The sequence below is a fragment of the Campylobacter sp. BCW_6464 genome, from assembly GCF_001762775.1.
Taxonomy (GTDB): domain Bacteria; phylum Campylobacterota; class Campylobacteria; order Campylobacterales; family Campylobacteraceae; genus Campylobacter_D; species Campylobacter_D jejuni.
This window is the reverse complement of sequence record NZ_MJXM01000027.1, coordinates 50,565-72,145: the sequence shown is the minus strand read 5'-3', so window position 1 is coordinate 72,145 and position 21,581 is coordinate 50,565. Positions and strand designations below refer to the sequence as shown.

Annotated in this window: 22 protein-coding genes and 2 pseudogenes; 13 read left to right on the top strand and 11 right to left on the bottom strand. The window is 30.0% G+C overall.

Features of this window, described 5'->3' with window-relative positions:
* The 6 genes from AJ885_RS01565 to mrdA are packed head-to-tail and all read left to right on the top strand — an operon-like array spanning window position 1 to window position 4,328.
* A complete protein-coding gene (locus AJ885_RS01565; RefSeq protein ID WP_052949640.1) occupies window positions 1-489 on the top strand; it encodes an HAD-IIIA family hydrolase in 489 nt (162 codons plus the stop codon).
* A complete protein-coding gene (locus AJ885_RS01560; protein ID WP_002871340.1) occupies window positions 480-995 on the top strand; it encodes a hypothetical protein in 516 nt (171 codons plus the stop codon). The genes AJ885_RS01565 and AJ885_RS01560 overlap by 10 nt, the downstream gene beginning before the upstream one ends.
* Window positions 977-1,438 carry an LptA/OstA family protein gene (locus AJ885_RS01555; RefSeq protein ID WP_002871339.1) on the top strand — a complete coding sequence of 154 codons (462 nt, stop codon included), beginning with the start codon at window positions 977-979 and terminating at the stop codon, window positions 1,436-1,438. The genes AJ885_RS01560 and AJ885_RS01555 overlap by 19 nt, the downstream gene beginning before the upstream one ends.
* Entirely contained in the window at window positions 1,435-2,031 is a 597-nt protein-coding gene (gene yihA, locus AJ885_RS01550) for a ribosome biogenesis GTP-binding protein YihA/YsxC (RefSeq protein WP_004305491.1), read from the top strand. Before AJ885_RS01555 ends, yihA begins: the two co-directional genes overlap by 4 nt.
* The gene (locus AJ885_RS01545; RefSeq protein ID WP_004305492.1) at window positions 2,028-2,522 is read left to right on the top strand and encodes a hypothetical protein; all 495 of its coding nucleotides are present in this window, start codon (window positions 2,028-2,030) and stop codon (window positions 2,520-2,522) included. The genes yihA and AJ885_RS01545 overlap by 4 nt, the downstream gene beginning before the upstream one ends.
* Window positions 2,523-4,328 carry a penicillin-binding protein 2 gene (mrdA, locus tag AJ885_RS01540; protein WP_002861350.1) on the top strand — a complete coding sequence of 602 codons (1,806 nt, stop codon included), beginning with the start codon at window positions 2,523-2,525 and terminating at the stop codon, window positions 4,326-4,328. It begins immediately after the preceding gene.
* 122 nt (window positions 4,329-4,450) lie between these two features.
* Here mrdA and AJ885_RS01535 read toward each other — a convergent pair whose 3' ends face one another.
* The 11 genes and pseudogenes from AJ885_RS01535 to AJ885_RS01485 form a co-directional block, all read right to left on the bottom strand.
* Window positions 4,451-6,241, bottom strand: a complete 1,791-nt coding sequence (locus AJ885_RS01535) for an aminopeptidase P family protein (RefSeq protein WP_070280612.1) — start codon at window positions 6,239-6,241, stop codon at window positions 4,451-4,453.
* Between the two features lie 15 nt (window positions 6,242-6,256).
* On the bottom strand, window positions 6,257-7,810 hold the full coding sequence (locus tag AJ885_RS01530) for a peptide MFS transporter (protein ID WP_070280608.1): 1,554 nt from the start codon (window positions 7,808-7,810) through the stop codon (window positions 6,257-6,259).
* A 698-nt stretch (window positions 7,811-8,508) separates the two neighbouring features.
* Window positions 8,509-8,562 (bottom strand): annotated as a pseudogene (locus AJ885_RS10935) (hypothetical protein); the annotation flags it as partial.
* 201 nt (window positions 8,563-8,763) lie between these two features.
* The gene (locus AJ885_RS10930) at window positions 8,764-8,913 is read right to left on the bottom strand and encodes a hypothetical protein (protein WP_410002261.1); all 150 of its coding nucleotides are present in this window, start codon (window positions 8,911-8,913) and stop codon (window positions 8,764-8,766) included.
* A 228-nt stretch (window positions 8,914-9,141) separates the two neighbouring features.
* Entirely contained in the window at window positions 9,142-9,690 is a 549-nt protein-coding gene (locus AJ885_RS01515; RefSeq protein WP_002861357.1) for a hypothetical protein, read from the bottom strand.
* A complete protein-coding gene (locus AJ885_RS01510; protein ID WP_079396837.1) occupies window positions 9,683-10,789 on the bottom strand; it encodes a hypothetical protein in 1,107 nt (368 codons plus the stop codon). The genes AJ885_RS01515 and AJ885_RS01510 overlap by 8 nt, the downstream gene beginning before the upstream one ends.
* Window positions 10,776-11,651, bottom strand: a complete 876-nt coding sequence (gene era, locus AJ885_RS01505; RefSeq protein ID WP_044780535.1) for a GTPase Era — start codon at window positions 11,649-11,651, stop codon at window positions 10,776-10,778. Before era ends, AJ885_RS01510 begins: the two co-directional genes overlap by 14 nt.
* Window positions 11,648-12,967 carry an ATP-dependent protease ATPase subunit HslU gene (hslU, locus tag AJ885_RS01500; RefSeq protein ID WP_002861360.1) on the bottom strand — a complete coding sequence of 440 codons (1,320 nt, stop codon included), beginning with the start codon at window positions 12,965-12,967 and terminating at the stop codon, window positions 11,648-11,650. Before hslU ends, era begins: the two co-directional genes overlap by 4 nt.
* On the bottom strand, window positions 12,964-13,506 hold the full coding sequence (gene hslV, locus AJ885_RS01495; protein WP_002776411.1) for an ATP-dependent protease subunit HslV: 543 nt from the start codon (window positions 13,504-13,506) through the stop codon (window positions 12,964-12,966). Before hslV ends, hslU begins: the two co-directional genes overlap by 4 nt.
* A complete protein-coding gene (rplI, locus tag AJ885_RS01490) occupies window positions 13,506-13,949 on the bottom strand; it encodes a 50S ribosomal protein L9 (RefSeq protein ID WP_070210743.1) in 444 nt (147 codons plus the stop codon). Before rplI ends, hslV begins: the two co-directional genes overlap by 1 nt.
* Window positions 13,950-13,961: 12 nt before the next feature.
* Window positions 13,962-15,182, bottom strand: a complete 1,221-nt coding sequence (locus AJ885_RS01485; protein WP_070280606.1) for an argininosuccinate synthase — start codon at window positions 15,180-15,182, stop codon at window positions 13,962-13,964.
* Between the two features lie 154 nt (window positions 15,183-15,336).
* On the opposite strand from AJ885_RS01485, the gene AJ885_RS01480 reads away from it, so the two are divergent.
* From AJ885_RS01480 to kdpA, 7 genes and pseudogenes are all read left to right on the top strand, one after another.
* On the top strand, window positions 15,337-15,582 hold the full coding sequence (locus AJ885_RS01480; protein WP_070280633.1) for an RNA-binding S4 domain-containing protein: 246 nt from the start codon (window positions 15,337-15,339) through the stop codon (window positions 15,580-15,582).
* On the top strand, window positions 15,579-15,986 hold the full coding sequence (tsaE, locus tag AJ885_RS01475; protein WP_002854905.1) for a tRNA (adenosine(37)-N6)-threonylcarbamoyltransferase complex ATPase subunit type 1 TsaE: 408 nt from the start codon (window positions 15,579-15,581) through the stop codon (window positions 15,984-15,986). Before AJ885_RS01480 ends, tsaE begins: the two co-directional genes overlap by 4 nt.
* Entirely contained in the window at window positions 15,979-16,707 is a 729-nt protein-coding gene (lptB, locus tag AJ885_RS01470) for an LPS export ABC transporter ATP-binding protein (RefSeq protein WP_002855252.1), read from the top strand. Before tsaE ends, lptB begins: the two co-directional genes overlap by 8 nt.
* Window positions 16,707-17,957, top strand: coding sequence for an RNA polymerase factor sigma-54 (locus AJ885_RS01465; RefSeq protein WP_070280604.1), 1,251 nt, complete (start codon window positions 16,707-16,709; stop codon window positions 17,955-17,957). Before lptB ends, AJ885_RS01465 begins: the two co-directional genes overlap by 1 nt.
* A gap of 165 nt (window positions 17,958-18,122) precedes the next feature.
* Window positions 18,123-19,547: an anaerobic C4-dicarboxylate transporter gene (locus AJ885_RS01460; protein ID WP_004305519.1), complete on the top strand. Its 1,425-nt coding sequence runs from the start codon at window positions 18,123-18,125 to the stop codon at window positions 19,545-19,547.
* Between the two features lie 141 nt (window positions 19,548-19,688).
* A pseudogene (kdpF, locus tag AJ885_RS10050) lies at window positions 19,689-19,876 on the top strand (K(+)-transporting ATPase subunit F).
* Window positions 19,877-19,885: 9 nt separating this feature from the next.
* A complete protein-coding gene (gene kdpA, locus AJ885_RS01455; protein WP_070280602.1) occupies window positions 19,886-21,577 on the top strand; it encodes a potassium-transporting ATPase subunit KdpA in 1,692 nt (563 codons plus the stop codon).
* Window positions 21,578-21,581: the final 4 nt, after the last annotated feature.

The following is a 21,581-nucleotide window of genomic DNA, read 5'->3' as shown; positions in this document are numbered from 1 at the left end:
ATGACAGAATTGATTTTTTTGGATGTAGATGGCTGTTTAACTGATGGGAAGATTATTTATACTTCTAATGGAGAATTTATTAAAGAATTTGATGTAAAAGATGGAGCGGCTATCGAGGCTTGGCTAAAGCTTGGTAAAAAAATTGCTATTATTACAGGTAGAAATTGTCCTTGTGTTGAAAAAAGAGCTAAAGATTTAAAAATAGAAATTTTATATCAAGGCATCAAGGATAAGTTAGCTTGTGCAAAAGAAATTTTACAAAAACTTAATTTAGATTTTTCTCAGTGTGCGGCTATTGGGGATTATTTTAACGATAAGGCTTTGCTTGAAAGCGTAGGACTTAGTTTTAAGCCAAAAGATGGTCATAAAGATTTAAATGTAGACATAGTGCTTAGCAAAAAAGGTGGTAAGGCTGCTGTAGCACAGATGATAGAAATTTTAGTAGAAAAAAATCATCTAAAAGAAGAATGGAATAGGCTTTGGCTATAAAAATTTTTGGAATTTTAATTGCTCTTTTTACAATTACTTTTACGATTTTAAGTTTGCAAGATCCGTATTCTTTAAATTTGCAAACTAATGCTTTAAATTTTAAAAATATTGAGGCTAAAAATTTGAAAGCTTATGAGAGTAATGCTAGTACAATTAAGGCATATTATAAGGCAAATTCTTGGGTGAGATATGCAGATAGAGATGAATTTAATGATTTTATTACTTTAAATTTAGATTTTAATCTTAGTGCGAATCGTTTAGAGTTTTTCAATAAAGATATGAACAAGGTTTTGTTTGAAGGAAATGTTACTTATATAGGTGCTAATAATGTCAAAATTATTTCTCAAGAGGTAGAATACCAACCTAAGGATAAAATTTTACACACAAATACTAATTTTAAAGCTCTGATCAATGGAAGTATTATTAATGGAAATACTTTAAACTATGATACAAAAAACAAAATTTTAAATATCCAAGGAGTAAATGCGTGGTTGCAAGACAAATAATTTTATTGTTAGCTTGTGTAAGTGTAACTTGGGCAACTCAAATTGAAGTAAAAGCTTTAAATTTTTACTCAGATGAAAATAAGGGTGAAAGTATTCTTAGTGGAAATGTAGAAGTAATTAGGGGTGATGATATTTTAAATTCTGAAAAATTGATTATTTATACGGATAAAAATCGCAAACCTATTCGTTATGAAGCAATGCAAAATGCTACGTTTAAGATTGTTTTAAAGGGTAAAACTTATAAAGGTAGTGGAGATAAATTTATTTATAATGTTATTAAAGATACTTACGAGATTAATGGTCATGCTTATATAAATGAGCTTGGAAGTAATCAAAAACTTTTTGGTGATAAAATAATAGTCGATAGAAAAGCTAATATTTATCGAGTGGAGAGTAAGGATCAAAAACCTGCTCGTTTTGTGTTTGATCTTAAAGACAAATGATAATTAGTGCTAAATTTATCACTTCTTTAGTGAAATTTGATGAGAAATTGAGCTCAAATTTTAGTGAAGTAGCATTTTTGGGGCGTTCCAATGTCGGAAAAAGTTCTTTAATCAATTCTTTGTGTAAACAAAAAAATTTAGCCAAAAGTTCAGCAACTCCTGGAAAAACTCAGCTTATAAATTTTTTCCAAGTAACTTGCAAAAGAAATGAAGAAAAATTTAATATCAATTTTATCGATTTACCAGGGTTTGGTTATGCAAAGGTTTCTAAAAATTTAAAAGCAATATGGAATCAAAACTTAGATGAATTTTTAAAATTAAGAACCTCGATAAAGTTATTTATACATTTAATCGACTCAAGACATACTCATTTAGAGATCGATGTAAATTTAAATGACTATTTGAAAAGATTTTTACGACCTGATCAAAAAATTTTAAAAGTTTTTACCAAATGCGATAAATTAAATCAAAGTGAAAAAGCTAAGTTAAAAAATGAATTTAAAGATTCTATTTTAGTTTCAAATTTGAATAAAATTGGCCTTGATTCTTTAGAAGATATTATTATCAATCAAACTTTAGGTCTTGATAAATGAGAAGAAATTTAAATGCTTATAAGGCAAAATTTAATGGATCTTATGTCTTTTTAGGATTTTTTTTTCTAATTTATCAGATTCTTGGTTCGACTTTTGTATATACTCCGTTACTTTATGGGATTTTTTTCTGTTATATGTTTTGCTTGCTAGAAGAGAGAGAAAGGACTTTTTCAAAGCTTGATTTTAGATGGTATTTTTCTTTATTTTTTTTATTTTTTACTGATATAACTTATAATTTTTTTATTTTTTCATCTTGGCTGGCGTTTTTTATTTTTTATTATCTTTGTGCGGATTGGATTAAGACAAATTTAAAAATTGGTAAATTTATCCCTGTTGTTTTTGTGCTTTGTGCTTACGGCATTATTTTGTTTTTGGATATGATATTGTCTTATATTGGAGATGAAAAAATTAAAATTTTAGGATGGGCGTATATTGTTTCAGTTTTTATAGAATGTTGTTTAGCTTATGTGTTTTTTAAAGGCAAAATTTAAATGAGAATGCGTTTAGTTGTTGGATTTATACTATTGTTTTTTATATTTTTATTAAGTCGTGTGTATTATTTGAGTATAAAATCAAATGTATATTATGAAGAACTTGCTAAACAAAATGCCATAAAAACTGAATTTTTAGCACCTGTTAGGGGTCAAATTACAGATAGAAATGGAACTTTATTGGCTATTAATGATTTGGGTTTTAGTATTTCTATTAAACCTTATTTAAGTATTAAAAAGTCAAATAAAGGAATTCTAGATAAAGAACTATCTGAACTTGCAAATTTATTTCCTGATTTAAATGCTAGTAAATTAGCAGAAATTTATAAGAGAAATGATTCTTACTATAATCAAGATTTTATTAAAGTTGTAGATTTTATACCCTACGATGAGATTATTCCGCATTATTCAGAGTTAAATCTTAATAAAACAATAAAAATAGATCCTGTTGTAAAAAGAAAATATCCTTTTGGAAAATTGGCTTCGCATATTATTGGGTATGTAGGTAAGGCAAATTTGCAAGATGTTCAAGAAAATGAAATAGCAAAACTTTCTAACTATACGGGAAAAAGCGGTATAGAACGCTATTATAATGATATTTTACAAGGAGAAAAAGGAACTAGGGTTTATAAGGTTAATGCCTTAAATCAAGAAGTAGAACAGCTTTCTTACACTCCTGCTATGTCTAATGATATAGAACTTACGATAGATATAGAGCTTCAGTCTTATTTAACTTCATTATTTGAAGGGAATGCTGGAGCTGCTATAATTATGAATGTAAATGATGGATCTATTTTAGCTGCAGGGAGTTTCCCTGAATATGATCTTAATCCTTTTGTAACAGGGATCTCTTTTAAGGATTGGGACGAGCTTTCAAATAGTCTTGATCATCCTTTTACAAATAAACTTATAAATGGATATTATCCTCCAGGTTCTGTTGTAAAAATGGGAGTAGGGCTTTCTTTTTTAAATTCTAAAAATATTAGCCCGACGACTCAATATGTTTGCAATGGAAGCATTGAGCTTGGAGGCAGGTTTTTTAGATGTTGGAATCGATCGGGCCATGGACCTGTGGATTTAAAACATGCGATAAAATATAGTTGTGATGTTTATTTTTATAATGGCAGTTTGCAAGTTGGAATCGATCAAATAAGTGAAACTTTATCTCGCATTGGTTTTGGAGCGAAAACAGGGGTAGATTTACCTAGTGAATTTGTAGGAACTTTACCAAGCAAAGAATGGAAGATGCAAAGATATAGACAATCTTGGTTTCAAGGTGATACTTTAAATACGGCTATAGGTCAAGGTAGTTTTCTTACAACACCTATGCAAATTGCTAGATATACAGCTCAAATCGCAAAAGGTGGAGAGGTTATACCTCATTTTTTAAAAAGCATAGAAAATAACAATACAACTATAGAAAATCAAATGGATGAAAATAAAAAAGAAATTTTTACTTTATTTGAAAAGAGTCAATTGCCTTATATAAGAGATGCAATGTATGCTGTTGCCAATGAGCAAGGAGGAACCTCTTATCGTTATTTGCATAATCTTGATGTGAAAGTTGCAGCAAAAACAGGAACTGCTCAGGTTGTGGGATTTTCACAGACAGATAAAAATAGGGTTGATGAAAAACAATTTGAGTATTATACTAGATCTCATGCGTGGCTCACTTCTTATGCTCCTTATTCTAAGCCAAAATATGTAGTTACCGTTCTTTTGGAACATGGTGGGAGAAATATTACTTCAGGGGCAACTGTAGCTAAAATTTATCAAAAAATGATTGAACTTGGATATTTTAAATAATTTTTAGTTGTAAATCGAGTTTTTCAAAAAAAACTTTTTTAGCAATTGGTTTAAAAACCTTGTATTAAACAAATTATAAGTTTAATACAAGGAAAATTTATCTATGTTAACAAAAAAGTATCTTAAAAGATGGCTTTTGTTTTTTTTTCAAGCCAAACTAGAGCTTTTGGATAATCACCTAGCTTAGGAGAAAGTTTTTCAAATACTTCTTTGTGATAATTGTTTAACCATTCTTTTTCTTTTTCATCTAACATTTTTATATCAATACAAGATATTTCAAAAGGACAAAGGGTAACAGGTTTAAAGTATAAAAACTCTCCAAAATCTTTATTTTTAGGATTTTCTACTTTGGTATGAATAACTAAATTTTCAAGTCTTATACCCCATTTACCTACTTTATAAATACCTGGCTCTATGGAGGTTAGCATACCTTCTTTAGCTTTTGTTTTTTCAAGCACAGGGGATAGATAAGATAAAACTTGTGGACCTTCATGGACATTTAAAAAATATCCCACGCCATGTCCTGTGCCGTGTATATAGTCAATTTGTTCTTTCCATAAAGGTGCGCGTGTGATTGCATCAAGTAAGGGCATAGCTATATCTTTTGGAAAAATTGCACTGGAAATGGCAATATGTGCTTTTAAAACCAAGGTATAGTCATGAATTTGTTCTGCATTAGCCTTTCCTATTGGTACAACGCGTGTAATATCTGTTGTACCGTTTTTATATTGTCCACCAGAATCAATAAGTAAAAGCCCATCTTTTTTAAGATAAGCAAAACTCTCTTTTGTGGCTTTATAATGTGGATATGCTGCGTTTTCGTTAAAGCCTGCTATAGTGGCAAAACTATCACTTATGTAGTACTTGCTTTGTGCTCTAAATTCGCTTGCTTTAGCATCTATGTCCAATTCGCTTATTAATTCTTTATTTTCTATCGCTTCTTCAAGCCAGGCAAAAAATTTACATAAAGCCACTCCATCTTCTATCATAGCATCTTGTATATGCGCTATTTCTTTTGTATTTTTAGCTGCTTTTAAGTGAGTGCTTGGATTAATTTCTTGAATGATTTTTACGCTTTTATCTAAAGAATTTATGAGTAAAGCGGTCATTTTTGAAGGTTCAATAAGCAAATTTGTATTTGTAAGTTTTTCAAGCTCCATGATGATTTCATCATAATTTTTAAGCCAAAACCCATCTAAATTTAATTTTTTTTTAAGTTCTGAATTTACTTTTTTCTGATCAACAAAAAGCAAAGCTTTGTCTTCCAAGATTAGCAAATGACTTAAAAATACAGGATTATAATTTACATCATTCCCTCTTAAATTTGTAAGCCAAGCTATATCATCAAGGCTGGAGATTAAATGAGAGGTAGCATTTAAATTTTTCATTTTTTGACGCACTAATGCTAATTTTTCTTTTCTTGAGTAAGAGCAGTATTCTAGTTCGTGTTCATAAATTTTTTCTTGTGGTAAAGTGGGACGATCTTTCCAAAGTGGACTTATCAAATCTATATGTTTTAAATTTGCCTTGCAATTAATCTGTAAATCTTTTTGTAAAGATAAAGGTAAAAGTGCAAAATCGATGCCTAAAATTTGATCTTCGCTTAAATTTTTTTCCAACCATTTGGTAAAAGTATTTTTAGCATCTTGTTTTTGTAAAAGTATACCGCTACCTTCTAATTCCTTTTGTGCTTGAAGCCAATATCTTCCATCTACCCACAAAAAGCCCTCTTCTTGTGTGATAAGAACTGTTCCAACAGAACCCTTAAAGCCACTGATAAAGATTCTGTTTTTGTAATATTCTGGTAAATATTCGCTCAAATGTGGATCTGCACTTAAGATGAGATAGGCGTCAATATTATTTTCTTTCATTAATCTTCTAAGTTCTAATACTCTTTGTTTGTAAATACTCATATTTTCTCCTTAATATTAATTTTTTAGTATTTTATTGATAGGTTTTTTGAGTATAAGTAAAATTATAACAGCACCAAGTAATATCCACATACATTGGTAAAATAAATTTGGCAAATAAGCTATATTTTCTTCACTTGCTTTACCACCTATGAATCCAGCTAAAGCATTGCCTAATGCACTTGCTACAAACCAAAGTCCCATGACTTGAGATTTAATTAAATTAGGTGCAATTTTTGTCATTATAGAAAGTCCCACAGGGGAAAGGCAAAGCTCTCCTAAAACCATAAGCAAAAAGCTACTGACAAGCCACCAAGGTGAAACTAAAATAATTTGCGATGAATTTTCTAAATTTTCTCTTAATGTATTAGCATCGCCATTTAAATTAATTGCATGATTTGAAGCTAAAGCCATTATTAAAAATGCTAAAGCTGCACCCAAAAGTCCTAATGCAAATTTGATAATAGATGAAATTTCTTTATTATTTTTGGCACATATAGTCCATATAAAAGCACTAAAAGGTGCAAAAAGTATAACAAATAAACCTCCAAGAGATTGAAACCATATTGTAGGAATTTCATAATTTAATATGGTTTTATCTGTTAATTTTTCTGCAAAAAAATTAAAAGAAGTGTATTGTTGCTCATATACTGACCAAAATAACGCAGCCGCTAAAAATAAAACAATAAAAATAATTAAATTTCTTTTTTCTTCTATTTTTAAAGAAGTAAAAGCGAAAAGATATAAAAAATAAATTCCAGCACAAGCTAAGATAGTTAAAATAATATTTTTATTAATAACTTGTGCATCTAATTTTATAAAACCACTAAGGATTAAAAATATTGCTCCAAGTAAAACAATACCTGATGCAATGATGATGTAAAATACGTTTTTGCTTTTTTTGCTTGGTCTATCCCAAGTAGAGTCTATGCCAACTTTTTCATCAAATTCTTTTAAATCAGGCATAGTTTTTAGGTAGAAAATAATTACCGCTAAAAGCATACCAATCCCACCTGCACCAAAACCAAAGTGCCATCCGTATTCTTTTTGTAAAAAGCCGCAAATTAAAGGAGCTACAAAAGCACCAAAATTAAAACACATATAAAAAAGAGTAAAACCAGAATCACGCCTTGTATCATTTTTTTTATAAAGCATTCCAACCATTACAGAAGCGCAAGTTTTAAAAAGTCCTGTACCTATAACCAAAAAAACCATACCAACAAAAATCATTTTATTGTTAAAATAAGAAAAGGCTATGCACAAATGTCCAAATGCTATAGTTAAAGCACCTAGTAAAATTGCTCTTTTTTGTCCTAAGTAATTATCCGCAAGCCACCCACCTGGCAAAGCAGCAAGATATAAACAACTTGCAAAAATTCCCATAATTGCACTTGCTTCTTCAGGTTTTAAGTTCATTCCACTTTTTTCAAAACTTGCTATCATAAAAAGGTAAAGCAAGGGACGAATTCCGTAAAAAGAAAATCTTTCCCAAAGCTCAGTAAGTGAAAGAGATAAAAGTGGTTTTGGATGTCCAAAAAATGAAGTATCTAAATTTTTTACATTTTTACTCAATTTATATCCTTTATGTATTTTTATTTATAAATTATAGACAAGAAATTAAAAAATATGTATAACTTTGTAATATTTTTAAATGATTTATATCATAATGTTACTTTTTTACAAATATAAAAAAAGAAATATTAAGATCAATTTTCAACTTTGGTGTATTTTGTATTTTAGGTTTAATTAGATAATTGCTTATTTTTTTCGTTAAGAATTTTATAAATTGATTTTTTGGCAATAAAAAGTAAAAGCGCTACAACAAAAAGCATCCACATACATTGCCTAAAAATACTGGAAAGTTGATCGATGTTTTTAATATTGACATTTCCTCCTATAAATCCTGCAACAAAATTTCCAAGCGCACTTGCTACAAACCAAAAGTCCCATGATTTGATTTTTGATTAAATCAGGGGCAATCTCAGCCATTATAGAGAGTCCAAACATAGTAAAATTACAATTAGAAGTTTTTTTGATAGTATCATGAGATTAATATCTACAAGATTAATAAAAATTAGAAAAAATCCAATAATACTTAACAAGCTTATACTTTAGTATAAGAGTTAAATTTTTTACTTTTTAAATGATTGTTCCCAGTTTTGCTTTAAGGTGCAATTTTTATGAAATTCTTCAAGCTCAGGGGCAGCTTTAAAATATAAAATAAGCAAAGAGATTAGCATACCTAAACCTCCTCCAAATCCTAAATGATAATTCCATTTTGATTGAACAAAACCACATATAAGAGGAGCAATGAATGCTTCAATGTTAATTCCTATATAAAAAATTGTATAGCTAGTACTGCATCTTGTATCATTTTGTTTTTATGTAACATTCCAACCATTACAGAAGCGCTGGTTTTAAAAATCCAGTACCAATAACGATAAAAGCAAGCCCTAGGAAAAATATAGGTGTGCTTAAAATAGATAAGGCTATGCTAATATGTCCTAAAGCTATAATAAAAGAACCTAGAAATAAAGCCTTTTTTGCTCTAAATAATTATCAGTAATCCAGCCTTTAGGAAGTGCTGCTAAATACAAGCATCCTGCAATGCCATAAATTGCCAAGGCGCATTCAGTGCCTATTCCAAGTCTACCTTTGTTTATGGTTGTTGCCATAAAAAGCAAATCTTTCCCAAAGTTTTACCATTGATAGAGAGAATAAAGGCTTGGGATGACCTAGGAAATTTGTATCGAGTTTTTGTATTTCTTGCTTAGTCACTTCCCAACACCTTTCTTTTTTATGCTTAAAATATTTTAACTAATAGTAATAGAAAAATAATTAAATTACAATATTTTTAAATATTTTTTTATAATAATATTTAAAAATATAACATTTTAATATTATTATAAATTAATAAATTTAAACATTAAATCAAGCTTTAATTTTAAACCCTGTGTATTGTATAGTTTTATTTTATCAATTTTTAAAGCTATAGGAAGATTTTCTAAATTTTGTATAAAATTGAGCAAGTCTTTAAAGTTGCCATTTAAACTTAGAGAAATATAATTATAGTGGATAAAATTTTTGTTTTCTTGGGAAAATTTTATTTCATTAATGGTTAAATTTTTGGATAAATTATTGATTTTTTTATTGAAAAAATCTTTATCATAAGAAAATAAATGCAATTTTTCTTTATAGTATTTTAATTTTTCTTCCTCTGTTTTTATCTGTTTTGTTAGCTTTGTCTCTATTTCTTTAAGATGTGAAATTTCTATTTTTGCTTCATTTAATGCAAGATAATTATGTTCTATTAATGTTTTTTGAAAAATATCTTCCAAAAAGTGATCGTGAATTTTAAAAGCTAAAAACAAAGCACAAAGGCAGATAAAAGAAATAAAAAGAAATTTTTCCCTAGGATTTAAATTTTGCAAAAATACTTCTATTTTATTCATGTATGACTTCTAATATGATATTAAATGTTTCTTCATTTTTATCAAAAATTTTAAAAGCAGAATTTAGATTTTCTAATGCTCTTTTAAAGTGGTTTTCATCGATAAAAGAAAGAATGATTTTTGTTTGTTCAAATTCAAGATTTGTGATTTTAAGTTCATTGGAGTTAAGCCATGATATGATTTGATTTAGAATGATTGCCTTATTTTTTTCTAAATTGATTTCTTTTGTTATGATGGATAAAATATGAAATTGTTGTTGTGTAGATAATATTTTATTAGAAAGAGTAAAGTTTAAATCTTGTATGTTTGTTAATAATTTTTGCTTATCTTGTTTTAGTTTAGAAATTTCTTCTTGTATGATAAAATTTTTATTTTGAATTTCCTTATTTTGTTTGTACTCTATAAAATCTTTAAATAATAAAATTATCATACTAAGACTAAAGCTAAAAATAAATATTAATATAATTTTAAAAGAAATAGATATTTTTATTTTATTATGCTTGATAAAATTACAATTTTGATCTAGATTTTTTATACTATATGAACTTAATTTCAATAAACTATTTTTATCAAGAATATCATTTAGATTTAAACATTTTATTTGAGATGAGAAGTAATGTTTGATTGTATCCAAATCCTGATAAAGTAGCAGTTTGCTTTCATAGTGTTTTAAAAGTTCTATAAATCGATTTTGTTTAAAAAATAAATCCATATTACTTGGGTTGAAATTTTCGATTTTTTTAAGATTGATAAATTTTCCTTCTTGGTAAAAATATAAATATAAAGTTTGATCATATAAATTTAAAACACAATAATCACTTTCCTTAATAAATCTTTCATCAAACAAAGCTTGAAAAATTAAAGGTTCGGGAAAGCAAAAACGACTTTTTTTCAATTTGTAAACAGGTGCTAAAAAACAATGATAAATTTCATTATGTTTAAAAAAAGCTATTTGATAGTCAAAGGGTTTACTTAGCTTAAAATCTGCGGTTAAATTGTTAAAAAGTTCGTCTTCTTTGGATATTCCCGTTCTTTGAGTATAAAGCAAATCTGTAGATTTTATAAAATTTATTTTATTTAATGAATTAATTTTCATCATTTAAAAGTTTTTTTAAAAATTCTTCATCTTTTTGCCAGTTTTTTTTCACTGTTACGAAAAGCTTTAAAAGTGCCTTTTTTTGTGCAAGTTTTGAAATTTTAAAGCGTGCATCTTTGCCTATTCTTTTTAAAGTTGCTCCTTCTTTTCCTATAAGCATACCCTTGTGAGAGTTTGTATCTGTGATGATATTGGCTTCTAGGATTAAAAGATCGGGAGTATCTTTGGTGCGATGGATAAGCACTTCGCTACTATAAGGAAGCTCATCGCTTAAATTTTCATAAATACTTTCAAGTATAAAATCTCTATAAAGTTCTTTTTCGCTACTCGCACTTAAAAATTCAGGATCATAAAAATACTCATGTTCATCAAGGTATTTTACTATCTCATCTAATAAATCTTTTTTATAGTTTTTTTTCTTGGAGGAATAAGGAATGATAGCCTTAAAATATTCGCTAAATTTTGCATATTCACTAAGTTTTTTTAAAAGCGTAGCATTATCGGTTAAATCTACTTTATTTAAAGCGATGATATGTGGTACTTGTGGGCTTAGACTAAGAAAATTTTCATAGTCTTTTGTGTTATCAAAAACACTTGCCACAAATAAAATCATATCACAATCCCTCATGGATTTAATAGCACTTTGGACAAGCAGTTGATTAAGCCTAGCACCGCTTTCGTGAAGTCCTGGGGTATCGATGAAAATGATTTGATTTTTTTCATGCATCACTATGGCTTTGATTTTACGCCTTGTGGCATTTTGTTTGTGAGAAACTAGGGCGATTTTTTCTTCTAATAAGGAATTGATTAAAGTACTTTTTCCTGCATTAGTACGCCCTATGATGCTAACAAAGCCACTTTTCACAAAATATACCTTGCAAGATCTTTATTTTCTATGATATCTCCGAGTTTTTCTTCTACCATTTTTTTATCCACTACGAATTTTTTACCTGCATACTCATCAGCTTCAAAGCTTAAATCTTCAAGTAATTTTTCTATCACAGTATGCAAGCGTCTAGCACCTATATCTTGCATTTCTTCATTAGCTCTTGAAGCTATTTTTGCTATTTCTTTAATTGCTTCATCGTCAAAATCAAGTTCTAATTTTTCAGTTTTTAAAAGCTGAGAGTATTGTTTTAAAAGTGAATTTTTAGGACGTGTTAAAATTTCATAAAGAGCTTTATCATCAAGACTATCTAATTCCACTCTTAAAGGAAAGCGTCCTTGAAGTTCAGGGATAAGATCGCTTGGTTTGCTAAGATGAAAAGCCCCTGCGGCGATAAAAAGAATATGATCGGTTTTTAAAGTACCTATTTTTGTTTGTACATTTGATCCCTCTACTATAGGAAGTAAGTCTCTTTGCACCCCTTCTTTACTTGGATCTTGGCGGTTTGAATTTCCGCTTGAAACAGCGATTTTATCGATTTCATCAATAAAAATAATCCCTTCATTTTCCGCTCTTTTTAAGGCTTCGCTTTTGATACTTTCTTGATCTAGGATTTTTTCTCCTGCTTCGTTTTTTAAAGCATTTTTAGCGTCTTTGATTTTCATTTCTTTTTTGACTTTTTTACTGCCAACGCCTATAACCTTAACTATATCTTGCATTGCACCCATTTCAGGAGGTAGGTTAGGATTGGTATCGAACATATTTTGTGAAATTTCTATCTCTATGGTGCTTTCATCAAGATCGCCATTTCTTAGTTTAGTTCTCATTTTTTCAAGACTGTTTTTATATTCTTCTTGTTTTTCATCACTGATACCCTTTGGTAAAGGTGGTAAAAGTTTTTCTAAAATTTTATTTTCTATAAATTCATCGATTTTATCTTTGTTTTTTTCTCTTTGCTCATTTTTTACCAAATTTAAAGCTGCATTGGCAAGATCTCTTACCATGCTTTCCACATCACGACCTACAAAACCCACTTCAGTATATTTGCTCGCTTCGATTTTGATGAAAGGAAAGCCCATCATTTTAGCTAAACGCCTAGCGATTTCTGTTTTTCCTACACCTGTAGAACCTATCATCAAGATATTTTTAGGTACGATATCATCTTGTAATTCAGGGCTAAGTTGCATTCTGCGGTAGCGATTTCTTAAAGCTATAGCTATGATTTTTTTAGCTTTTTTTTGTCCTATAACATAATCATCTAAAAATTTAACAATTTCTTTTGGAGTTAGATTCATTTCTCATCCTCGATTACATAAGTTTTGATATTGGTATTAGTATAAATGCAAATTTCACCTGCGATTTGAAGACTTGATTTTACAAGTTCTTCTTCATCTAAATTGGCATGTTTTGCTAAGGCTCTAGCAGCTGAAAGTGCATAGTTTCCACCACTTCCTATGGCTGCGATTTGTCCATCTTCAGGTTCGACCACATCGCCTGTACCAGAAAGTAGAAAAATGTGATTTCTATCAAGTACGAGCATCATGGCTTCAAGTTTTCTTAGGTATTTATCTTTTCTCCATTCTTTAGAAAAGTCAATCGCTGCTTTTAAAAGATCGCCTTTAGAACTTTGAAGGAGATTTTCAAACATATCAAAAAGATTAAAAGCATCAGCTGTTGATCCTGCAAAACCTGCTAAAACTTTGCCATTGTTGAGTTTTCTAATCTTTACAGCATTGCCTTTTAGCACCGTATTTCCAAAGCTTACTTGTCCATCTCCGCCAATTACGGATTTATTTTTACCTTTGTAAGCTAAAATCGTTGTTGCGTGAAACATTATTCTGCCTTTATATTTATGTTAAATTTAGCATGGATTGCGTGTCCAAGTTTTACGCTTACTTCGTGAATTCCTAAGCTTTTTAAGGTGTCGCATTCTAAACTTTTTTTATCGATTTCTATATGGCTTTGTTCTTTTAGGGCGTGAGCGATTTCATCTTTGGTTACGCCACCAAACAAACTTCCATTTGCACCTACGGGTTTTGAAATTTCAAGAGTGATTTTGCCAAGTTCTTCTTTGAGTTTTTCTAAATTTGCGATTTCAAAGCGTAAATTTTCAGCCTCTTTTTTCTTGTCGCTTTCGTATTTTCTTAAAACTTCATTAGTAGCTGCTTTAGCAAAGCCTTTAGCGATTAAGAAATTTTGTCCGTAGCCGTCTTTTACTTCTTTTACTTCTCCTGCTTTTCCAAGTGCTTTTACATCTTTGATTAATAATACTTTCATTTTATTCCTTTATTAAAATTTTCTTCCATTTTTTCCTGCAATGATAAAACGCAAAGCATTAAGCTTAATAAAGCCTGCTGCGTCTTTTTGATTATACACTTCATCTTCTTCAAAAGTACAATAAGCTGCGTTAAACAAGCTATCGTTCGCACTTTCGCGTCCTATAACCATCACATTGCCTTTATAAAGCTCGAGTTTTACTCTACCATTGGCATGAATTTGAGACTCATCGATTAAGGCTTGAAGCATCATTCTTTCAGGCGAGAACCAATAGCCATTATAAATTAAACTTGCGTATTTTGGCATGAGTTCATCTTTTAAGTGTGCTGCTTCTTTATCAAGCGTGATGCTTTCAAGAGCTCTGTGTGCTTTTAAAAGTATAGTACCGCCTGGAGTTTCGTAACAACCACGACTTTTCATTCCTACATAGCGATTTTCTACTATATCAAGGCGTCCTATGCCATGTTTGCAGCCTAGTTCGTTAAGTTTGGTTAAAAGTCCTGCAGGACTTAGTTTTTCTCCATTTATCGCTACTAAATCTCCTTTTTGGAAATCAAGTTCTATAATTTCACTTTCATTTGGAGCGTCTTTTGGGCTTTTACTCCATCTCCACATATCTTCTTGGGGTGCGTGTGCAGGATCTTCTAAAACAAGTCCTTCATAAGAAATATGAAGTAAATTTGCGTCCATAGAATAAGGAGATTTTCCTTTTTTCTTAGAAATATCAATACCGTGTTTTTGTGCATAAGCAAGGAGTTTTTCACGACTGTTTAAATCCCACTCACGCCATGGAGCGATGATTTTTAAATCGGGATTAAAAGCAAGATAACCAAGTTCAAAACGCACTTGATCATTTCCTTTGCCTGTGGCACCATGACTTACCGCATCAGCACCTGTTTGCAGGGCAATTTGTGCTTGAGTTTTTGCTATAAGTGGTCTTGCTATACTTGTTCCTAAAAGATATTCTCCTTCATAAATCGCATTGGCTCTAAACATAGGAAATACATAATCTTTAACAAATTCATCTCTTAAATCTTTAATGAAAATATTTTCTTCTTTTATACCTAAAGAAAGGGCTTTTTTTCTTGCAGGTTCGAGTTCTTCGCCTTGACCAATATCTGCTGTAAAAGTTACAACTTCACAATTATACTCATCTTGAAGCCATTTTAAAATGATGCTCGTATCAAGCCCCCCAGAATACGCTAAAACTACTTTTTTTACTTCATTTTTCATAAGATATCCTTTGCTAAAATAGATTTGAAAATTGTAAAATTGTATCCAAATTTCATTAAAGAAAAGTTTTTACTTGCTATTTTCTTAAAAAATAAAGCAAAGGCGTAAGCAAATTTTGTTCCAAAAATTGATTTTTTTTGCTAAAATTGCTTTTATGAGAGTAGATAAATTTTTAAATGTAGTTAATATCACGAAAAGAAGAGCTATTTCTGAAGATATGTGTAAAAGTGGTATAGTGGGGATTAATGGCGTTATTGTTAAAGCGAGTAAAGAGGTTAAGGTGGGTGATATTATCACTTTACATTTTATTGAATACACTCAAAAATATAAAGCCCTAGCTATACCTAGCACGAAAAGCATTCCTAAAAATGCACAAAATGAATATGTGGTAAAATTATGAAAGAATTTATTTTAGCAAAAGATGAGATCAAAACGATGCTTCAAATAATGCCTAAAGAAGGTGTTGTTTTGCTTCAAGGAGATTTGGCTAGCGGAAAAACAAGCTTGGTGCAAGCTTGGGTTAAATTTCTTGGTCTTGATGCAAGGGTAGATTCTCCAACTTTTTCCACTATGCAAAAATATGAAAATCATGATATTTGCATTTATCATTATGATATTTATCAAGAAGGTTTAGAAGGACTTTTAGCGAATGGTTTATTTGAAAATTTTTTTGAAAAAGGTTTACATTTGGTTGAATGGGGCGGTGAAAATTTGAAAAAAACTTTAATGAAATTTGGAATTTCTACTATCCAGATTAAAATTAGCATTAAAGACGACAAAAGAAAGTATGAAATTTATGAGTAAATTAGAAATTGTAAATTTAGAAAAAATTATTAAAAAAACTAAGATTATACATGGAATTTCTTTAGAGGTTAATAGCGGAGAAGTTGTAGGACTTTTAGGGCCAAATGGCGCAGGAAAAACAACAACTTTTTATATGATATGTGGACTTATTTCTCCAAGTAGTGGAAAAGTTCTTTTAGATGGTTTGGATGTAACAAAAGATCCTTTAAACAAAAGAGCTAGATCAGGGATAGGTTATCTACCTCAAGAAAGTAGTATTTTTAAGGATTTAAGTGTAGAAGATAACCTGCTTTTAGCGGCTCAGATTTTTTATAAAGATAAAAAAATTTTACATGATAAAGTTGAGCAAATGCTTGAACTTTTAAGTATAGAACCTATTCGTTTAAGGAAAGGTTTAAGTTTAAGTGGAGGTGAAAGAAGGCGTTGCGAGATCGCTAGAAGCTTGATGTGCGAACCTAAGTTTTTGCTTCTTGATGAGCCTTTTGCAGGTGTTGATCCTATAGCAGTGGCTGAAATTCAAACTTTAATTAAAGAGCTTAAAAGATTAGGGATTGGGGTTTTAATTACTGATCATAATGTGCGTGAGACTTTGGCTATTTGTGATAGAGCTTATGTTATAAGATCAGGTTCTTTACTTGCTAGTGGGAATGCTGATGAAATTGCAACCAATAAAGACGTGAAAAAGTATTATTTAGGAGCGGAGTTTAAACTCCTTGATTGATGTTAAAGCAAAAAATCACTCAAGCACCCAAGACTAAAATTTCTCAAACTTTACGCTCTTGGTTGCCGATTTTACAAGCAAACATAGAGGATTTAAAAGAAAATTTAGATAAATTTGCTGAGGATAATCCTTTCTTAAATGTTCAAGATTCGATACAAACTCATGATAAGGATAAGAATTATTTTGATTCATTTTATAAACATAATGCAAATTCGGCTTTTGTGGATAGTAAAGGACTTGCCAAAAAAAGTGTTTATGAGCTTTTAAATGAACAGATTCTTCCTCCTTTGTTTCCTACAAACAAATCTCAAGAGCTTGCAAAAAAAATTATAGAATGCTTAAATGAGGAAGGATATTTTGAATACGATGAAGAATTTTTAAAAGAGTATTCCTTAGAAGAAATTGAGCGAGTAAGAGCAAGATTTAAATTTTTAGATCCTGTAGGAGTAGGAGCTAAAGATTATAAAGAAGCATTTTTATTTGCTCTTGAAAATATGGAATTAGATGAAGATATTGATGAGTTTTGTAGAATGTTGATTATGGATTTTGAAAATATACAAAACTATACCAAAGAGCCTTTATATAAAGAAGCATTGGTTGTACTTAAGCGCTTTAGCACTCCTCCTTTTTTGGAATATTTTGAAGATTCTCGTATAATTGTTCCTGATATTTTTGTTTATAAAGAAAATGGTGAAATTAAAGTAAAAATCAATGATGATTATTATCCTGAAATTTCAATTCAAACTGATGGTTTAGAGCATGATTTTTTAAGTCATTACATCAAAGAAGCAAAAAATTTAGTCGATGCTCTAGCGATGAGAAAAGCTACTCTTTATAAAATAGGGCTTATGATAGTAGAATATCAATATGATTTTTTCATGGGAAAAGAGATAAAACCTATGACTTTTAAGGATTTAGCACTTGATTTAGAACGTAATGCTTCGACTATATCAAGAGCTGTGGCAAATAAATATTTAAGTTGTGAAAGAGGACTTATTCCCTTGCGTGATTTTTTTGCTTTTGCTCTTGATGAAGAGGGAGAGACTTCAAATGTAGGTGTTAAAGAATTCGTGGCAAATTTAGTAAAGAATGAAGATCGCAATAAACCTTTAAGCGATAGTAAAATTTTAGAATTAATCAAAGAAGAATTTAAGGTCGATATCGGACGAAGAACTATTACAAAATATCGCAAACATCTTAATATAGCAAGCTCTACAGATAGAAAAAAAATATATGAACTTGAAGGATAAAATTCTATACAATCTGTCAAACCCATTACGCTTGTGTTTTATATTTAAATTTAATTTAAATAATTTAAAAAATTGTTATTTTTATTTTTATAAATATTATTCTTTAATTTAAAAATGTGATACAATAATAACTGTTTTTAAATATCAATTTTCAAAGGAGTTAAAATGGATTTTTTAACAAGCCTTACCGAGGGAGGGCAATTTGCAGTCCAAATCATTATCGTTTTAATTTGTCTTTTTTACGGTGCAAAAAAAGGCGGTATAGCGCTTGGTTTGCTTGGTGGTATAGGTATTTTAATGCTTGTATTTGCTTTTCATATAAAGCCTGGAAAACCAGCCATAGATGTTATGCTTACAATTTTAGCGGTGGTGGTTGCGAGTGCAACTTTGCAAGCGAGTGGTGGTTTAGATGTTATGCTTCAAATAGCAGAAAGAATTTTAAGACGCAATCCTAAGTTTTTAACAATACTAGCACCTTTTGTAACCTGCTTTTTGACTATACTTTGTGGAACAGGACATGTGGTTTATACTATTATGCCTATTATTTATGATATAGCGATTAAAAACGGTATTCGTCCTGAGCGTCCAATGGCAGCAGCTTCTATATCATCACAAATGGGTATTATTGCATCTCCTGTATCTGTGGCTGTTGTGAGTTTGACTGCTTTGCTTTTAAATGCTAATCATAAATTAGCAGGTTTTGATGGTTATATTAATCTTCTTCAAATTACCATACCTAGTACATTATTTGGTGTGTTGTGTATAGGAATTTTTTCTTGGTTTAGAGGAAAAGATTTGGATAAAGATGAAGTATTTCAAGAAAAACTTAAAGATCCTGAATTTAAAAAATATGTTTATGGGGATTCTAAAACACTTTTAGGTGTTAAACTTCCAAAAAGCAATTGGGTCGCAATGTGGATTTTCTTAGGAGCTATTGCTTTAGTGGCTTTATTGGGTGTATTTGATTTTTTGCGTCCAAACTGGGGACAAGTTGTAAAAAATGGCATTCCTCAAGTAGATGCTTTAGGTAACCCTAAAATGGATGTTTTATCCATGGTTTCAGTTATTCAGATGTTTATGCTTTTAGCAGGTTCTTTGATTATCATCTTTACTAAAACAGATGCAAAGAAAATCGGCTCTAATGAAATTTTTAAATCAGGCATGATAGCGCTTGTTGCGGTTTTTGGAATTTCTTGGATGGCTGATACTATGTTTGCAGTTCACACTCCTATGATGAAAGCAGCGCTTGGAGATATAGTAAAAGAGCATCCTTGGACTTATGCTGTAATGCTTCTTTTAATTTCAAAATTTGTAAACTCTCAAGCAGCAGCTATTTCGGCTTTTGTTCCTTTGGCTTTAGGAATTGGTGTTGAACCTGGTGTAATTGTTGCCTTTGCGGCTGCTTGTTATGGATATTATATTTTACCAACTTATCCAAGCGATTTAGCTACTATACAATTTGACAGATCAGGTACTACTCACATCGGTAAATTTGTTATCAATCATAGTTTTATTTTACCAGGTCTTATAGGTGTAATCACTTCTTGTATAGCAGGATATTTTATTGCTATGGCAGCGGGTTATCTTTAACAATTTTTAGCAGGATTTTTCCTGCTAAATTTTTCATTTGTCTTTTTATTTAATATAGATAAAAATTATAAATAAATCATAAAATTAGTATTAATCAAAATATAAGCTTAACAAGGATAGAATAAATCCTATTTTGAATCAATGAGAAAGGGCTATCCTATGGATGTTATCTTTGCTTTGCTTCTGCTTTTAGCTTTTGGTAGTTTATGGTTTTTTATCCGTTTTTGTGAAATTCAAACTAGGACACGCGGATGATATTTTTACTAGTTTTAAGCTTAATACTTGCTCTTTATTTATTTTATGCTCTATTATATCCTGAAAAATTTTAAAGGAAAAATATGCTAGAAATTTTAATAACACTGATTATAGCTTTTATATTGGCTTTAATTTTTGGAAATTATCTTTATAAAATTGCAAGCTGTAAAAAAACTATTTTTGATTTTATTTTTAATCCAATTGATAACTTAATTTATAAAATTTGTGCGATTGATAGAAAAAATATGATTTGGCAAAAATATTCTTTGCATTTAATTGCTTTTAATGCCTTAGTGGCTATTTTTTCTTTCGTGATTTTTTATTTACAAGATAAACTTTTTTTAAATCCCAATTCGATAAATTCTATGAAAGGGGATTTGAATTTAAATACTGTAATTAGTTTTATTACAAATACAAACCTTCAGCATTATAGTGGAGAGAGTGCTTTAAGTTTGCTTTCCCAAAATACAGGCATTTTACTTGCTATGTTTGTTTCAAGTGCAAGTGGATATTCTGCTTGTATGGCTTTTTGTCGTGCTTTATGTGGTATGCAAATGGGAAATTTTTATGAAGATTTTACGCGTATTATTACGCGTTTGATGTTGCCTTTAAGTTTTATTTTGGCTGTAATTTTTATCTCTGAAGGCGTGGTGCAAAACTATCACGCAAATTTTAGCGTGCTTACTTTAGAAAATAAATTTCAAAGTATTGCCACAGGTCCTGTTGCAGCTCTTGAGTCTATAAAACATTTAGGGACAAATGGGGGTGGTTTTTTTGGTGCTAATTCAAGTATGCCTTTTGAAAATCCTACTTCACTTACAAATTTTTTACAAATTTTATCCATGATGCTTATTCCTAGCGCCTGTGTTGTAGCTTTTGGATTGATGGTTTATCATAGAAAAGAAAGACAAGGTTTTGCTCTTATGGGAAAAGAAGGGGGAGTTATTTTTGGTGCAATGGGGATTATTTTTATCATTTCTTTGCTTTTAATTTATTTTAGCGAAAAAATGTCAAATCCAAATTTGGATTCTTTGGGTTTAAATGCAAATTTGGGAAATTTAGAAGGTAAAGAAATAAGATTTGGCACAGATGGTTCGAGTTTATTTAGTGCTGTAACTACTGCTTTTACTACAGGAAGCGTCAATAATATGCACGATAGTTTAAATCCTTTAAGCATCAGTGCTACTTTGTTAAATATGATGTTAAATGTAGCTTTTGGTGGCGAAGGAGTAGGGCTTATGAATATGATTATTTATGTGCTTTTAACCGTGTTTATTTGTGCATTAATGATAGGCAGAACTCCAGAATTCTTGGGTAAAAAAATAGAAAGCGCACAAATGAAGCTTATAGCTTTGGTAATTCTTATCCATCCTTTATTAATCCTTGTTTTAAGTGCATTAGCTGTTGTTTTTGCAAAAGATAGTATAAGCAATCCTAGCTTTCATGGCTTGGCTCAAATTTTGTATGAATTTAGTTCTTCGGCAGCAAATAATGGTTCAGGACTTGAAGGTTTAAAAGATGATAATTTATTTTGGAATTTAAGTACAGCTTTTGCTATGTTTTGTGGGCGTTATTTGGTTTTAATAGCTCAGCTTGCTATAGCTGGATCGCTTTTGGCTAAAAATACACAAGAAAATACTGCAAATTCTTTAAAAACGGATAATTTAACTTTTATGTTTGTGCTTGTTTGTATTATATATATTTTTGCTGCACTTACTTTTTTTCCAGTGCTTACTTTATCAAGCGTTGCAGAATATTTATCTTTATGGCATTAAGGAG

Coding starts and splice junctions, on each gene's coding strand:
- AJ885_RS01565 (WP_052949640.1), top strand. CDS start 1: ATGACAGAATTGATTTTTTTGGATGTAGATGGCTGTTTAACTGATGGG.
- yihA (WP_004305491.1), top strand. CDS start 1,435: ATGATAATTAGTGCTAAATTTATCACTTCTTTAGTGAAATTTGATGAG.
- AJ885_RS01545 (WP_004305492.1), top strand. CDS start 2,028: ATGAGAAGAAATTTAAATGCTTATAAGGCAAAATTTAATGGATCTTAT.
- mrdA (WP_002861350.1), top strand. CDS start 2,523: ATGAGAATGCGTTTAGTTGTTGGATTTATACTATTGTTTTTTATATTT.
- AJ885_RS01535 (WP_070280612.1), bottom strand. CDS start 6,241: ATGAGTATTTACAAACAAAGAGTATTAGAACTTAGAAGATTAATGAAA.
- AJ885_RS10930 (WP_410002261.1), bottom strand. CDS start 8,913: ATGGCAACAACCATAAACAAAGGTAGACTTGGAATAGGCACTGAATGC.
- AJ885_RS01515 (WP_002861357.1), bottom strand. CDS start 9,690: ATGAATAAAATAGAAGTATTTTTGCAAAATTTAAATCCTAGGGAAAAA.
- AJ885_RS01510 (WP_079396837.1), bottom strand. CDS start 10,789: ATGATGAAAATTAATTCATTAAATAAAATAAATTTTATAAAATCTACA.
- hslU (WP_002861360.1), bottom strand. CDS start 12,967: ATGAATCTAACTCCAAAAGAAATTGTTAAATTTTTAGATGATTATGTT.
- hslV (WP_002776411.1), bottom strand. CDS start 13,506: ATGTTTCACGCAACAACGATTTTAGCTTACAAAGGTAAAAATAAATCC.
- rplI (WP_070210743.1), bottom strand. CDS start 13,949: ATGAAAGTATTATTAATCAAAGATGTAAAAGCACTTGGAAAAGCAGGA.
- AJ885_RS01485 (WP_070280606.1), bottom strand. CDS start 15,182: ATGAAAAATGAAGTAAAAAAAGTAGTTTTAGCGTATTCTGGGGGGCTT.
- AJ885_RS01480 (WP_070280633.1), top strand. CDS start 15,337: ATGAGAGTAGATAAATTTTTAAATGTAGTTAATATCACGAAAAGAAGA.
- tsaE (WP_002854905.1), top strand. CDS start 15,579: ATGAAAGAATTTATTTTAGCAAAAGATGAGATCAAAACGATGCTTCAA.
- lptB (WP_002855252.1), top strand. CDS start 15,979: ATGAGTAAATTAGAAATTGTAAATTTAGAAAAAATTATTAAAAAAACT.
- AJ885_RS01465 (WP_070280604.1), top strand. CDS start 16,707: ATGTTAAAGCAAAAAATCACTCAAGCACCCAAGACTAAAATTTCTCAA.
- AJ885_RS01460 (WP_004305519.1), top strand. CDS start 18,123: ATGGATTTTTTAACAAGCCTTACCGAGGGAGGGCAATTTGCAGTCCAA.
- kdpA (WP_070280602.1), top strand. CDS start 19,886: ATGCTAGAAATTTTAATAACACTGATTATAGCTTTTATATTGGCTTTA.